Origin of the sequence: Pedobacter ginsengisoli (assembly GCF_030244015.1) — a bacterium.
In the GTDB taxonomy this organism is placed as follows: domain Bacteria; phylum Bacteroidota; class Bacteroidia; order Sphingobacteriales; family Sphingobacteriaceae; genus Pedobacter; species Pedobacter ginsengisoli.
Window position 1 is genome coordinate 1006244 of record NZ_JASSYX010000001.1, and the last position, 15803, is coordinate 1022046.

General features: G+C 41.2%; 8 protein-coding genes. 7 read left to right on the forward strand and 1 reads right to left on the reverse strand.

What is annotated here, in order from left to right:
* From QEP08_RS04415 to QEP08_RS04435, 5 genes are all read left to right on the forward strand, one after another.
* Nucleotides 1-1014, forward strand: coding sequence for a hypothetical protein (locus QEP08_RS04415; RefSeq protein ID WP_285056150.1), 1014 nt, complete (start codon nucleotides 1-3; stop codon nucleotides 1012-1014).
* Nucleotides 1015-1234: 220 nt separating this feature from the next.
* Nucleotides 1235-2440, forward strand: a complete 1206-nt coding sequence (locus QEP08_RS04420; protein WP_285056152.1) for a sugar MFS transporter — start codon at nucleotides 1235-1237, stop codon at nucleotides 2438-2440.
* 142 nt (nucleotides 2441-2582) lie between these two features.
* Nucleotides 2583-2999, forward strand: a complete 417-nt coding sequence (locus QEP08_RS04425; RefSeq protein WP_285056153.1) for a VOC family protein — start codon at nucleotides 2583-2585, stop codon at nucleotides 2997-2999.
* Between the two features lie 201 nt (nucleotides 3000-3200).
* Nucleotides 3201-3839, forward strand: a complete 639-nt coding sequence (locus QEP08_RS04430) for a 3-keto-disaccharide hydrolase (RefSeq protein WP_285056154.1) — start codon at nucleotides 3201-3203, stop codon at nucleotides 3837-3839.
* Nucleotides 3840-3879: 40 nt separating this feature from the next.
* Complete coding sequence (locus QEP08_RS04435) at nucleotides 3880-6762, forward strand: PVC-type heme-binding CxxCH protein (protein ID WP_285056155.1); 2883 nt, start codon at nucleotides 3880-3882, stop codon at nucleotides 6760-6762.
* 295 nt (nucleotides 6763-7057) lie between these two features.
* On the opposite strand, the gene QEP08_RS04440 is transcribed toward QEP08_RS04435, so the two are convergent.
* The gene (locus tag QEP08_RS04440) at nucleotides 7058-11041 is read right to left on the reverse strand and encodes a hybrid sensor histidine kinase/response regulator transcription factor (RefSeq protein WP_285056156.1); all 3984 of its coding nucleotides are present in this window, start codon (nucleotides 11039-11041) and stop codon (nucleotides 7058-7060) included.
* Nucleotides 11042-11239: 198 nt separating this feature from the next.
* Here QEP08_RS04440 and QEP08_RS04445 point away from each other — a divergent pair, with 198 nt between their 5' ends.
* Both QEP08_RS04445 and QEP08_RS04450 read left to right on the forward strand, forming a co-directional pair.
* On the forward strand, nucleotides 11240-14260 hold the full coding sequence (locus tag QEP08_RS04445) for a SusC/RagA family TonB-linked outer membrane protein (RefSeq protein ID WP_285056157.1): 3021 nt from the start codon (nucleotides 11240-11242) through the stop codon (nucleotides 14258-14260).
* 11 nt (nucleotides 14261-14271) lie between these two features.
* Complete coding sequence (locus QEP08_RS04450) at nucleotides 14272-15801, forward strand: RagB/SusD family nutrient uptake outer membrane protein (protein WP_285056159.1); 1530 nt, start codon at nucleotides 14272-14274, stop codon at nucleotides 15799-15801.
* Nucleotides 15802-15803: the final 2 nt, after the last annotated feature.

The window sequence follows — 15803 nt, forward strand, 5'->3', positions numbered from 1 at the left end:
ATGCGTTTTAAATTTCTGTTCAGTATCGTTCTGCTTTACTCCATTGCCAGTAGTGTTCAGGCACAAGAACTGGAAGGTAACCTGAACCTCCATACTTTTGCCGACAACAGGGAATATGCCAATTCCAGCCGTTTTTCCCAAACTATTTTTGGCTTGCGCTTCTCCCCGGAAATCGGATTGTTGCTGGACAGTACACACCGGCTTAGAATAGGTTTAAACGCATTGCATGAATTTGGATCGCCCAAATTTACCAACAAGATTGATCCGGTAGCTTATTACGAATTTAAAAAGCAGGATTGGAATTTTTTTATGGGGATGTTTCCTAGGCGGACATTGGTTGATGATTATCCAAGGGCTTTGCTTAAAGATACTTTTAATTATTACCGGCCAAATGTAGAGGGAATGCTGCTCAAATACCAGAATGAAAACTGGAAGCAGATCCTTTGGATAGACTGGACAAGCAGACAGACTGCTACGGAGCGGGAAAACTTTATTTTCGGACTGTCAGGCAGCTATAAAAAAGGGATATTTTTTGTTTCTCATTATGCCATGATGCTTCACAATGCCGGCCCGGCTGTTCCAATACCTAATGACCATGTTGAAGACAATGGTGCAGCTATTGTAAAAGCCGGTGTTGATTTATCGCACAGAACTTTTTTGGATTCCCTGACGATTAACGCAGGTGGGATGATGTCCTTTGAACGGGTTCGCAGTGTCGGGGGCTGGAAAACTCCTAAGGGCGCATTGCTGGAACTGCTGATGGAATACCGTCGTTTTGGTGTGATCAATTCTTTTTACAAAGGACAGGGTCACAGGTTATTGTATGGAGACCAGTTTTATTCTGCTAAAACTTATAACAGGACTGATCTGACCTGGAGACCACATATTTATAAAGGGATAGAAGGCCAGTTTACCTTGTCCTTTCATTTCCTGGAAGGGGTCGTGGACAACCAGCAGGCTTTTGGTATAAGGTATAATATTGGCGGAAGCAAGAGCCTGAAACGGGTCGAATAATATCTCTGATATTTCCTGAAATTGTTACACATGCTTATTGACGGTAGCTATTGCCAATAATAATAAAAGCTGTATCTTTTGCTTTTGAAATATTATGTATATTCAAATGATAAAACGATTCAGCATTGCTGTGATGATGAATCGTTTTTATTATTATTGAGCCAACAAACAAACCAAATATATGGACCAAAAACCACTATTTACCGACAAAAAATTTGTCATGACATTAGTTTTCGTCACTTCACTTTTTATGTTCTGGGGCATAGCCATCTCTATGGCCGATGCGCTAAACAAGCACTTTCAATCCGTACTCCATCTATCCAAGCTGCAATCCGGATTTGTACAGTTTGCGATATTTGGAGCATATGGAACGATGGGGATTCCTGCGGGATTATTCATGAAACGCTTCGGATATAAAAACGGGGTATTGCTGGGACTTACGCTTTTTGCTCTCGGTGCATTTCTTTTTGTGCCAGCCGCTTATCTGGGTACTTTTACTTTATTTATTATTGCACTTTTTATACTGGGTTGCGGATTGTCCACATTGGAAACAGTTGCCCATCCATTTGTCGCTTCGCTGGGTGATCAGCGTACGAGCGATCAACGGGTCAATTTTGCGCAGACTTTTAATGCGGTAGGCACAATGATCGGACCTGCGCTGGGCGGATATTTTCTATTTGCCAATCATGTTGAAGGAAGCACAGATCTCACTTCTGTTAAAATGCTGTATTTGGCTATTGGTATTGTGATTGCTTTAGTAGCCATTTCCTTCTCTTTCGTGAAAGTACCTCCAATAATTGACCCGCATTCAGCTCCTGCCGGAAATGAAGATGCGATAAATGTTGATACCGCACCGGATAAACCGCTTTTTAGTCACAGACATTATAAATGGGCTGTAATCGCTCAGTTTTTTAATGTAGCGGCGCAGTCAGGTACATGGGCGTTTTTCATTAACTACAGCCACGAGGCTATATCTCTAAGCAGTGAACAAGCCTCTTATCTAATGGGTGGGTTATTTATGGGAATGATGCTTTTGGGACGTATCATAGGAACTTTTCTGATGCGTTTTATTGCGCCTAATAAATTATTGGCGGCTTTTGCTATAGGGAATGTGCTGATGTGTATTATCGTTGCCCAGGATTTCGGTATGGTGTCTTTCGTGGCGCTGCTCTTAATTAACTTCTTTTTCAGCATCATGTTTCCAACAATATTCAGTCTTGGTTTGAAAAATCTAGGAGCACGTACTAAACAAGGAGCATCTTTCATTTCTATGGGAGTTGTCGGCGGTGCATTTTTCCCTTTTTTAATGGGATTTATTGCTGACCATCATGGAGTTGCAACTGCATATTACGCACCAATCATTTGTTATGTCATTATTTTCATTTTTGGTGCAAAAATGTACAAAACCGGAGTTGGAAAGCATTAATACGAAGTCATAAAAAATTAAAGCAAAGGGGACAGGTTGTACTTGTCCCCTTTGTTGTCAGTCGCATTTAACCATTCAAAATGTCACTTCTGCACCCCCTGAAAATTTAATTGCTGTCTTAAATTTGGAGAAAGATATTAAGATGGCAATACTGACTCCATATGTGACCTTCAGAGGGAACTGCCGTGAGGCCATGATTTTTTATAAGGACAGTTTTGGAGGCGAGTTAACTTTTCAGACGGTGGGGGAAACGCCTTCAGATATTCGGTATCCCCCGGGCACAGAGGATCAGATTATGCATGCTACGCTTATTATAGGGGACATAATTATTATGGCCTCTGATATGATCAGCCGCGCTGGTTTTACACTTGGAACAAATATTTCTTTATCACTTACTTGTGATAGTCTGGAACAGATAGAAAGGATCTTTTTTTCTCTTTCGATGGGTGGCAACATTAAAGATCAATTGTCCCGTCGTCCCTGGGGAGCTTTTTTTGGGGTAATTACTGACAGATTTGGGATTACATGGATGCTCAGCTATGATGCGGGTTACACTTAAATGAACACAATTTGTACCGACATGGAACATATTAAGACAACGTTTGGTAACACATAATCTTTCATCAATCTGACAATAAATATTTTTTGCAATTAATATTTCCTATTTTAGTTATATATTCCTAAATTTTCCGCTCCAAAGGTAAAGCCAAAAATGGCTATGATTCTGATAATCAAATATTAAAATAGAAAAAATCCTGATATGAGAGTTTTTTATGTGCTTCTGTTCCTAAGTTTTGCTCCTTTTTTGCAATCGAATGCCCAATCTGGAAAGGAGAAGATTAAACTGTTTGATGGCAAGACTTTTAAGGGTTGGGAAGGCGATACAATTAGCACTTGGCGCATCCAGAACGGTGCAATTATGGGAGGTTCTTTAACAGAAATGGTTCCACATAATCAATTCATAAAAACAACCGGAACATTTTCCAATTATCACCTGAGACTTAAGTTTAAACTTACCGGTACCGAAGGTTTTATAAACGGGGGTGTTCAGTTTCACAGTCAGCGCATTGCAGAGCCTGATTTTGAAATGGTGGGTTACCAGGCGGATATTGGTGATGGATTTTGGGCCTCTCTTTATGATGAATCAAGGCGTAATAAATTGCTGGCAATAGCAGATCCGGAAAAGGTGAAAAAATTACTCCACCGCAACGAATGGAACAATTATGAAGTGCGTTCTGAGGGCCGTCGCATACAGATATTTTTGAATGGAGAACAAACGGTAGACTATACCGAGCCTGACCCGGCAATTCCACAATCCGGTCATATCGCATTTCAGCTCCATGGTGGTGGAAAAACAGAGGTATTCTATAAAGATATCATTCTGGAAAAATTACCCTGATTAATTTAATAAGCTTACAATAATAACCAAATACACACAAATGATGAATTTATACCGATTAATGATTACGCTGCTCATAGCAGTTATTTTAACACCTAAAAGCTATGCTTCGGCAGAAATTGCAAAGCATAAACTCAGGGATACAGTCAAATATGACCGTCAGTATACCTTGGAAACCACCATGCTGGGTTATATAGGATCAGATGGAAAACGCAATCCTACGCTCAAAGCGAGTAAAGGGGAATTGGTGCGCATTAAAATTGTTAACGCGGAATTGATGACCCATGACATTGCGCTAGAAAAGAAAGCAATCAAAAGTAAAGTGCTTGTCGAAAAAGGAGATACTTCCAGCATTGTTTTCAGGGCAACTGCCAATGACATTTATTTTTGCTCTATACCGGGTCACAGAGCTGCGGGTATGGTTGGCAAGATTGAAGTGGTGCAGGGAGCTATTCAAAAGGCAGCTTCCATAGCAGGTATTCTGCCAAAAAAAGCAGGAAAGGTACTGAATTTGAGTTTTGAAAGTGGCACCCTGAAGGACTGGAAAGCAACTGGCGATGCGTTTGTCAACCCTCTTGTTGGACAGGATGCGTCTTTGATCTACGAAAATGACCAACATCCCGGTTTAACAGGTAAATATTTTCTCAGCAGCGGAGGAACAAAAAATTACAAAAAAACTGGCACGCTTACTTCTGTCCCTTTTATGGTTACCCATCCTTTTGCTGCATTTAAAGTGTCAGGCGGGGCTTTGCAGGATACCCGTGTAGAAATTGTTCGTGCGGATAATAATAAGGTGATTTTCCAGATCACCGGATCCGGCCGTTCCAATCTTCAACCGGTTGTAGTTGATCTTAAAGGCCAGCTCAATAAGCAGATTTTTATCAGGATTATAGACAAGGAAACCGGGATCTCCCAAATTCCATATATAGGAGATGACAAGTTTTCCCATATTAACTTTGATGATTTTGAGTTCTACACAAGAAGACCAAATTTTCCTAATGAACTTGTGCCAAGTGATATTATCATTCTCCCTCCTTTAGATCCGGTGATCAATGCGGGTCTGTCGGGTGAGAAAGCCGCGGTAGCCATGACGCCGAAGAAGGGCTTTACGGTAAACCTGGCTGCTGCTGAACCGGATGTAGTGAGGCCTATAAGTTTTACAATAGATGCACGTGGCAGGCTTTGGGTGGTTGAAGCCCATACTTATCCTATACGGGCTGCTGAAGGCCAGGGCAAAGACAGAGTATTGATCATGGAAGATACAGATGGTGATGGTAAACTGGATAAAAGGACTGTTTTTGCTGAAAACCTCAATCTGGTAAGTGCAATTGAAGTTGGAATGGGCGGAGTTTGGCTGGGTGCTGCTCCAAACTTATTATTTATCCCGATTGATCCCAAAACGGATAAACCTGCAGGTCCGCCACAGGTCATTCTGGATGGCTGGGGTTATCAGGATACACATGAAATGCTCAACAACCTGAGGTGGGGACCTGATGGCTGGCTTTACGGTACTCATGGAGTATTTACGCAGTCAAATGTGGGCGTGCCGGGCGCAACTGATGCACAAAGGGTCAGGCTCAATGGTGGTGTTTGGCGTTATCATCCAAGTAAAAAGAAATTTGAACTTTTTGCTGAGGGAACCAGCAATCCATGGGGCATAGATTTTAATGATTATGGACAAGCTTTTGTTACAGTATGCGTTATCCCGCACATGTTCCATGTGATCCAGGGCGCCAGGTATCTTCGCCAGGCAGGAAATCATTTTAATCCTTATACCTATGACGACATCAAACAAATTGGTGACCATGTACACTGGATCGGCGACCGTGGCCCGCACGCAGGAAACTTCAGGTCAAATTCCAAAGGCGGTGGTCATGCCCATGCAGGTGCGATGATCTATCTGGGTAGTGAAAAATGGCCGGCGGAATATCGTAATAATATCTTTATGAACAATATCCACGGCAGCAGGGTCAATATGGATATCCTTAAAAGAAGCGGCTCTGGCTTTGTAGCGAGTCACGGGCAGGATTTTCTGCTGACCAATGATTCCTGGTCTCAGTGGCTCAATCTTAAATATGACCAGACTGGTTCCGTGTTTGCTATTGACTGGTATGACAAAAATCAATGTCATAGTCCAAATCCTGATGTGCACCAGAAGACAATGGGACGGATCTTTAAGATCAGTCACGAAACTGATAAATGGGTGAAAGTAGACCTTTATAAGGCTACTGATCAGGAACTTGTTAATTATCAGCTCAATAAAAATGAATGGTATGTTAGACAGGCGCGTCAGATTCTGCAGGAACGCGGCCCAAATGAAAAAGTGCATAAGGCACTGAAAGAAATATTGATCAATAATCCTGATGCAACCCGAAAATTACGTGCGCTCTGGACGCTTCATGTGACCAAGGGTCTTGAAGAAAAAGATCTTCTGGATTTGCTGGGCAATGAAAATGAGTATGTAAGGGGCTGGGCCATTCAGATTCTGGCAGAAGATGAAAATCCATCTGATGCTGCACTTCAGCGCTTTGCGGAGCTGGCAGTTTCCGACAAATCACAGCTGGTCAGGTTATACCTGACTTCTGCGCTTGAGCGTACTGATCCGGCCAAAAGATGGAAGGTCATCGAAGGATTAGTTCAACATGAAGAAGATAAAGACGATCATAACCTGCCATTGATGTACTGGTACGCGCTGGAGCCGATGGTAAAAATTGATATGAACAGGGCACTGGAAGTTGCAATGAAAGCTAAGGAACCAAAGATTTTGCAATATACTACACAGCGGATAGCTGCGATTAACACTCCGGAATCTAAGAAAATACTTCAGGAGTTAAACCAGAAACTAGATAAGATGGGTGGTCATCATGAGTACCATGACATCCATCAGGTGATAGAAAAAGCACTGATGAAAAGCAGTAAATAAAAGAAAGGGTGATATCCATCCGGATGTCACCCTTTTCTAACCAAATATAAACCTGTATGAACGGGTTGTTATGCAAACATAGGGATTTTTGCCCAATTAGTATGAATAATGACGCTAAGCGATTTGTTAAAAAGTGTTAATTTTTATTCTTCGATAGTTTAATTGATGTTAATTATTATTTTATATTAAAAAATGATATTAAAGAGATGGAAATTGAGTTTTTTTGTTTTGCTTAAAGCTTCATTTAAAATGATTGATGATTGCTGTTTTGGTAACATTGAAAATCCATTTTTTGTTAAATATCAGTGTCAATCAGATGTTTTGAACCCGCATATTCAGATGGGGTCATCCCAAATTGCTTGACAAAACATCGTCCAAACTGCGCCTGGGAACTAAAGCCAGTCATGGAAGCGATCTTAAAGATCTTGTGATTTCCTTCAACCAGTAATTCAGCCGCTTTCTTTAATCTTGTAATGTTGATCAGTTCATGAGGCGAAAGGTTGGAGATCGCCTTTATCTTCCGGTAGAGTGTTGGTCTGCTCATATTCATAATATCAGCCAGTTGATCTACATCCAGAGATTTGTTGTCGATGTTTTTGTTGATGGCCTCATTTAGTTTCTCCAAAAAAGCTTCATCTGCCTTGTTATATGCCATGCTTTTAATATGTACCAGCGGTGAACTGGCAAAATAGTTCCTGATCTTGTCGCGGCTTGCCAGCAAGTTGGAAATCTGAGTCAGCAAATGATCCGGAGAAAAAGGTTTTTCAAGATAAGCGTCTGCACCTACTTCCAGACCTTCTATTTTTGATTGGAGGGTATTTTTAGCTGTCAGCAGGATGATTGGGATGTGTGTATATTCCAGGTTATCTTTCACCGCTTTACACAACTCATAGCCATCCATAACAGGCATCATGATATCGCTGATGATTAAATGAATGCTCCTGTCTCTTAAAATATCCAGAGCTTCTTTGCCATTAACGGCCTGGATCACATGAAAATCTTTAACAAGTTTATCGGCGATAAATTCCCTGATTTCCTGATTGTCTTCTACCAGAAGAATTACCGGCGATACCAAATTTCCATTTTGATGAAGAATTTCTTTCGTTACTGGCTCACCTACAGTGTCGTCTGTCAATTTAAATTCCCGTTCATGGTGCTTGGGGAGTGTAAGGGTGAAAGTATTCCAGTATCCATTTTCATTGCTTACTTGTAAGGTGCCTTCATGAAGTTCTGCCAGTGATTTCGCAAGAGGCAATCCTATTCCTGTTCCTTTTTGATCCTTGTTGCTTTCCATTCTGTAAAATGGTTCAAAGATTTTTTTGTGCAGGCCAGAAGGGATTAGATTTCCATCACTTTTTACGGTTATGATGAATGAATCTTCCCTGGCAATTAGTGCTACTGATATTTTTTCAGTCGCATATTTAACCGCATTATCAACCAGATTGCTCAGGATTTTTTTTAACGCTTCAGGATCAGCATAAGCATAGAGCGGATGATCTGGTAAATTCATGCTCAGCTCAAGGTGTTTTTGTTCTGTCGCTGCCTTATATCTAAGGCAGTTTTCTTCAAGTAATTTGCTGATGCTAATGTTTACAAAATTGAGGTTAAAACCTTTGACCTCGGTTCTCCTAAAGTCGAGCAACTGATCGGTCAGTTCTATAAGCCGGTTGGTGTTCTTTTCCATGATCACCAGGTTGTCATTAATAGAGGGTATCTCCTCCGATCTTTTGATCACCTCTTCGAGAGGCCCTTTGATTAATGTTAGCGGGGTTCTGATTTCATGGGTGACATACGTGAAAAATTCAATTTTTGCATGGTACAGTTCCCGCTCTTTTTTCGATTCCCACAATTCAATTTTACGTTTATTTTTGATGTTTATTCGCCGGTGATAATAGCGGATGGCATAGTATATTCCTATCACAATTATCAAGGCATAACCTAAAAATGCAAGCGGACTAGCCCATAACGGGGGAGCAATAATTATTTTAAGATCAGTAACCTGATCATTCCAAATCCCGCTGCTATTTGCGGCCTTCAGTTTAAATGTATAGGTGCCGGGAGAGAGATTGGTGAAATATACCTTCCTGTTGGTTTTTAGATAGGTCCAGTTTCGGTCAAGACCGTCCATTTTAAAAGTATATTCCGTCATTTCAGGCGCGGTGAACCCCAATGCGGCAAAATCTATACTGAAAGTGGCCTGGTCGTGCTTTAGTTCAATTTCATCAGTAAAGTTAATGGAACGTGTAAGGGGGGAGTTCTTCTGGCCGATCTCTAATTCCTTGTTGTACACTTGAAAACCAGTAATGTAAACAGGAGAGACAAAGCTGTTTTGTATAAACTGATCAGGCAAAAAGCTGATTAATCCTTTGACACTTCCAAAATACATTCTTCCCTCAGGGTCTTTAAATGCGGAACTGTAATTGAATTGATCGCTGAGTAGTCCATTTGCTCTGGTATAGGATTTTATTTTCTTTGTTGCAGGATTAAAGTTAAATAACCCCTTTGATGTACTTATCCATAGATTTTTTTTTGGGTCTTCCAGGACTTTATAAAATACATTACTTAGAAAACCATTTTTGGTACTGTACCTGTTAAAGATATTTTCTTTTTTGTTAAGCTCGTTAAGTCCGTTTTCGGTGGCAACCCATAAAATCCCTCTGCTGTCTTTATAAACGTTATTTATAGCATTACTGCTCAAACTCCTCCTGTTGTTTTCTTCATGTTTATAATAACCCGATGCCTTGCTTGCGGGATTATAGAAATATAATCCATCTCTTAAAGTACCGGCCCAGATCGTTCCTTGGTCGTCTTCTATTAAGCTTGAATAATGTAGGTTTCCCGGTACTTCATTGAGTAATGTAAAATCATCACTGGTCCTGTTATAACGATAGAGGCCAAAAGATGTGCCAACCAAAATTTCTCCTGACCGTGTCCGGAGCAGTGATTCTATAAAATTACTTTTTAAATCATTAGGAGCCTGCCCTGCACGATAATGTCTGACCACTTTGGCAGTGTTAAGATCCATAACATCAAGGCCCTGTTCGAAAGTACCGATCCAGAGTTCGTTATCTGCGGCAAGCAGGCCATGGATGTTTGTGTGTGCGATACTGGTCTTCTCACCAGTAGGCTTGAACCGGTCAAAGTCTCCCGTTTTTGGGTTCAGTTTATTCAGTCCCCCATCCTCAGTGCCTATCCAGATATAGCCTTTGCTGTCATTGCAGATTTCCCTGACGGCATTTCCGCTCAAACTATTATCGTTGCCCTGTGCAAAGAACTTATTGAACGAAGTATATTGTTTAGGGTAGTAGTTTATGCCACCAAAATATGTTCCCGCCCATATCCCGCCTTCCTTGTCTCTGCTTAGCGTATAAACCGCATTGTCTGAAATGGAGTAAGGATCGTTAAATTTATTTCGAAGGTTGTTGAACTTACCCGTTTTTAGGTTGTAAATGAATAATCCGGATTCTGTTGCCATCCAGTATTCATCATTTCCCTTATCTATAAAATCTCTCGCATATATGGCTGTTTGGTCGGTATTTCTCGTCAGGAGATCTCTGTAGTCAAAAGTTTTGAGGTCAAATGTTTTGATGCCTTGATTAGAAGTTCCTATAAAAAGGAAACCTTTGCCGGTATCGTATATCTTCTCTATCCAGGCGGATATAGTAGGTTTTGATTTGTAAAATACATTATAACTTTCAAATGTATTTTTTTTCGGATCATATCTTTGAATAAATCCGTCAGTTGTGGATAGCCATATATTGCCGTCTGCAGCAATACTCAGCGAGGTCGCTGCCGAGTGAAGCCGTTGATCAAAAGTGAGTTGTTTTTTTGTTTGCTCATTATACATGCAAAAAGTCAGCCCTGCGATATACCATAAGTTTCCGTTGTTATCAATTTTGATGTCCCGGATGTCCTTATTCTTTGTGGGACCGATAAGACTGAAGCTTTCATTTAACGGGTTGTATTTATATAAACCCAGGAGTGTGCCAGCCCAGATATTCTGATCTTTATCTTCATACAGACTGTGAATAAAATTGTTTCCTATAGTCTGGGAATTGTCCGGGTCATTTCTAAAGATTTTAAAAGTATATCCGTCGAATCTGTTTAGACCATCCTTAGTACCAAACCACAGAAATCCCTTTTTATCCTGCAGACTACAGATTACAGAATTGTAGGAAAGTCCATGTTCTACCTGGTAATGTCTGAAAGTGTAAGACTGTCCAAATACGGCAACTGCCACACCTGTTAATATGGATAATGTCAATAAAAACTTGTTCAATGCTCTTCTATGTTGGGTCGTAATAAAGATAGGCCGAATTGGGGCATAAAAGAAGATGATTTCCTGATTTATGCAATTAAGGAGTTAATTGAGACAAAATGAACAACATTTGATCTGTAAGATCAAATGTTAATTAGTCAATTAGCATTACAATTATTCCCCTAAAGATTGATTGTGCTAACCAAAATATAAACGAGCATGAAAAAAAAATTACACTTTAGCAAAGCGTTAAAGCTCTGCTTTATTTTAAGCTTATTGTTTGTCCTCTGTTGCCAGGCAGCCTTTGCCCAAAGCAATATCACAGGAACAGTCTCTGATAAATCAGGGCCATTGATTGGCGTTGGCGTGCAGGTTAAAGGAGGATCTGAATCTACAGTGACTGATGGGAAAGGTGCTTATACCATTTCCGCACCAGGTACCTCCAGAGCGGTTCTGGTATTTACCTACATTGGCTATAATACCCAGGAAATCCAGGTAAACAACAGATCGGTGGTCAATGTCACCATGGTTGAATCGGCCTCCGATCTGAGTGAGGTTGTTGTGGTGGGTTATGGTACGCAACGGAAAAAAGACCTTACTGGTGCCATTTCTGTAGTGAAGCCAGCTGACCTCCAAAAGAAACAGGGTACAACAGTAGCTGAATCACTGCAGGGTCTGGCAACTGGTATCCGAGTCAGGGGAGGGGGACAGCCAGGTTCAGAAGCACAGATCCAGATCAGGGGACTGAAAAACATGGGGACAATTGGAGGTACTAACCCGTTATATGTCGTTGATGGATTGATTACGACTGCAAATCGTGATTTCAATCCTGCGGATATTGAATCGATTCAAATCCTTAAAGACGCTTCTGCTGCTGCTATATATGGCTCAAGAGCAGGTAATGGGGTAATCATCATCACCACGAAAAAAGGTTCAGAGGGCCCAATGAAGATTGAATTTACAGGAAAAACAGGGATACAGACCATACCCCGCTATGATCTGGCAGAAACTGAGGAATTCTCAAGAATCAATTTTATGGCATATGACAATGCAGATCTCACCAGGCAGAAACTTGATCTCAACAACAATACGGATTGGCAGGATGTCGCTTTCAGAACTGGCAATATCCAGGATTATAACCTGAGTTTCACCGGCGGTTCAAAAGATGCCAGCTACTATGTTTCGGGTGGGTATTTTGGTAATAAGGGTACTGTGATCAGTACTGATTTTGATAGAGTCAGTTTCAGAGTCAACACAAAAGGAACGAGAGGAATTTTTACCATTGGCGACAACCTGGCCATCAGCAACGCGAAAGCAAATGAAATGTCCGGCAACCCTATAGTCGACATATTCCGGATGCTGCCTACTATCCCCGTCTATGATGCTTCACATCCGGGGGGGTATGGTTACGGAGACGAAGCAAAGGCCCGTACCTTTGGTACCAATCCACTTGCTATTGCCAACCTGGAAGACCGTACTAACGAAAACTTAAGGATCAGGGGCAATTTGTATGCTGAACTGCAGCTCCTTAAGTCGTTAAAATATAGAGGCAGCATTGGTTATGAAACTAGTAGGGATCATTATAAATATTTGAAAAAAGACGGATTCTGGACATTGAATCAGGCATATGATCCTGCTATTTTGAATGAAAACCGGGGTGAGAGTTCAACTGTTCTTGCAGAAAATACCCTGACTTTCAATGAAAAATTTGGTAAACATGGTGTGACAGTTATTGGGGGGCAGTCTTATCAAAAAGACAAGTTCGGGATAATTCGGGGAACCAAAAGAAACATCTTGCAGAATCTGACTACTGGTCATTATTATGACGTTTTGAATCAGGGAAATGAACCACAAACTAGCGGCGAAAGAACACGTGTAGATTTAATATCTTATTTTGGAAGACTGGAGTACAATTATGCAGATAAATATCTGCTTAATGCCATAGTTAGATATGATGGTTCGTCACGCCTTAGTAAGAATGAAAAATTTGATAGTTTTCCCTCAGTTTCTGCTGCATGGCGGGTTAGTGAAGAGGGCTTTTTTGAATCTTCATGGATAAATGACCTGAAAATCAGAGCCAGTTATGGTACACTGGGAACCGGAAACATAGGCCCGTACGATTATATATCTTTTATAAACACGTTTCCGACGGTGGTATTTGGACCTAACCAGACGGTTCAGCCTGGCGGTATACAGGTTCAGCTGGCCAATAATGATTTGCGGTGGGAGAAATTGCAACAACAAAATTATGGTTTCGATGCAGCTTTTTTAAATAATAAACTTTCTGTAACCGCCGAATATTTCATTGCAAAGACAGAAGATGTACTGCTACAATATCCGATCCCACTTTCAACTGGTAATGATGGCGGGAATCCTTATGTGAACGGCGCTACACTTGGAAACCGCGGTTTTGAATTTACTGCAACTTATGCGGAAAATGCAGCAGATTTTAAATATAACATCACTGCAAACCTGACAACACTAAACAACAAAGTACAGGATCTAGGCTATGGAAAAAATAAGACATTTGTAGGAAATACGGTAACCGAAGCCGGAAATCCGATAGGAATGTGGTATGTACTGCAAACCGATGGTCTGTTCCAAAATTTAGACGAAGTAAACAGCTACAAAAATTCTAAAGGTCAGGTTATCCAGTCGGGTGCTAAGCCAGGAGACATCCGCTTTAGAGACAATAACGACGATGGACAGATTAGCAATGATGACAAAGTGATAGTAGGGAGCCCATGGGCCGATTATGAACTGGGCCTAAATTTTGGAGCTTCTTATAAGGGTTTTGAATTCAATATGGATTGGTTTGGTTCTTTCGGAGCAAAAGTGTTTAATGGTCCAAGAAGCGTCATGGATAATTTTTCGGATAATTCAAATTATCGCAAAGGCGTGCAGCCATGGACGACGGAAAATCCGAATACGGACATTCCAAGGGCGTTCTATGGAAGTACAATCAATGCAAGGGGAGATACCGATAGGTGGTTAGAAAATGGGAGCTTTGCCCGCATGAAGTATATCGGTATTTCTTATAATATTCCATCCAGTGCTTTAAAGAGAATCGGATTCAGCACCACAAGGCTAACACTTTCCGGACAAAATCTGATCACCATTACCAAATATACAGGACTTGATCCCGAATTTAACAATGCCAGCATTTTCGAAAAAGGTTTTGATTTTGGTGCTTTCCCCAACTTGAGAACAGTATCTCTTGGTTTAAACTTCGGATTTTAATTAAAAACAAGATGAAAAAGATAACTTCAAAAATATTAATATTAGCTTCGCTGATTCTGATGTCCTCCTGTAAAAAAGACCTTCTGGATCAGGATAGTCCCAATACACTCACAGTTGACCAGTTTTGGAAAACGGAAAATGACGCAAAAAGAGGTATCAATGCAGCTTACGCCATGTTCTATCAAAATGGCGGCTGGAATAGGTGGATCTATTTCAGACTTGATCTGACCTCTGATGAGGGTTGGAGCAATAGCCCATGGACCGAACTTGGAGACTGGACCCGTTTTCAGTACATCAACTACAATTTCTGGGAGGGAAATGTAAATACCTACAGAGATACCTATAAGGCAATTTTCAGGTGTAACCAGGTGTTGACCTATGTCCCCGAAATTCCGTTTGCTGACGAGAAAAACAGAACACAAATCCTGGCACAGGCCAAGTTCCTGAGAGGCTTCTACTATTACTATGCAGCTATACTTTGGGAGAACTTCCCGATCGTAACAACGCTTCAGAAGCCAACAGATCTTCCCGCACGCAGTACACTGGCAGATGTCTGGGCACAGGTTGAAAAGGATTTGAAAGAAGCGAGTGCTGATCTGCCGGAACAGTGGACGGGAGCAGAGCTTGGCCGAGCGACTAAAGGAGCAGCACAAGCAATGTTGGGAAAAGCATTGATTCAGCAACACAAATGGGCTGAAGCAAAAACTGCATTTGATTATCTCGTTACGGGAGCAGGCAAGGGCTACTATGACTTGGTTGCTTTCAAAGACAATTTTCGGGCGGACAATGAGAACAATAAAGAATCTGTTTTCGAAATACAGTTTTCCGATGCCAATAAAACAGGTGAAGGGGATGGTCCAAGTTCGAATATGGGCAGCAATAGGGGACAATTCTTTGCACCGCGCAGTATTGGCTGGTCTGACGGACAGGCAAGAAACTGGCTGGTTGCAGAATTTAAGAAGGAAAAAACACTTGCCAATAAGATCGACGAGCGTTTGAGATATACTTTATTCTATCCCGGACTGGAAGCTGATTTTGGAGATAAGATCTATGGCAAAAGTTGGGAATGGAATGCTGATGAAGCATGGTTCAAAAAGTACTCCCGTGATTATATGAGGAACAATGAAGATTATTTTAGCCAGGTCAACAACCGGGTGATCCGTTATGCGGATGTACTGCTGATGTACGCAGAGGTGCTAAATGAATTGGGTCAGACTGCTGATGCTTATCAATACGTAAACCGTGTCCGCACCAGGGCGAATATGGCGGCACTTGGCACGGCCTATCCTGGTATCGGAACAAACAAAGATCTTTTCAGGGAACGTCTTAAAATAGAAAGAAGTTTAGAGCTTTGCGGTGAGAGTGTACGCTGGGCGGATTTAAAACGATGGGGAGATCTTGATACCAAGGCTGCTGTAGATAAGGTAGCTTTACGTGATCCGGACTTTAAGAACTTCGTCGTAGGAAAACACATCAGGTTGCCGTTGCCTCAAAATGAAGTAGACAACAATACCAATCTTGAACAGAACCCCAATTATTAATA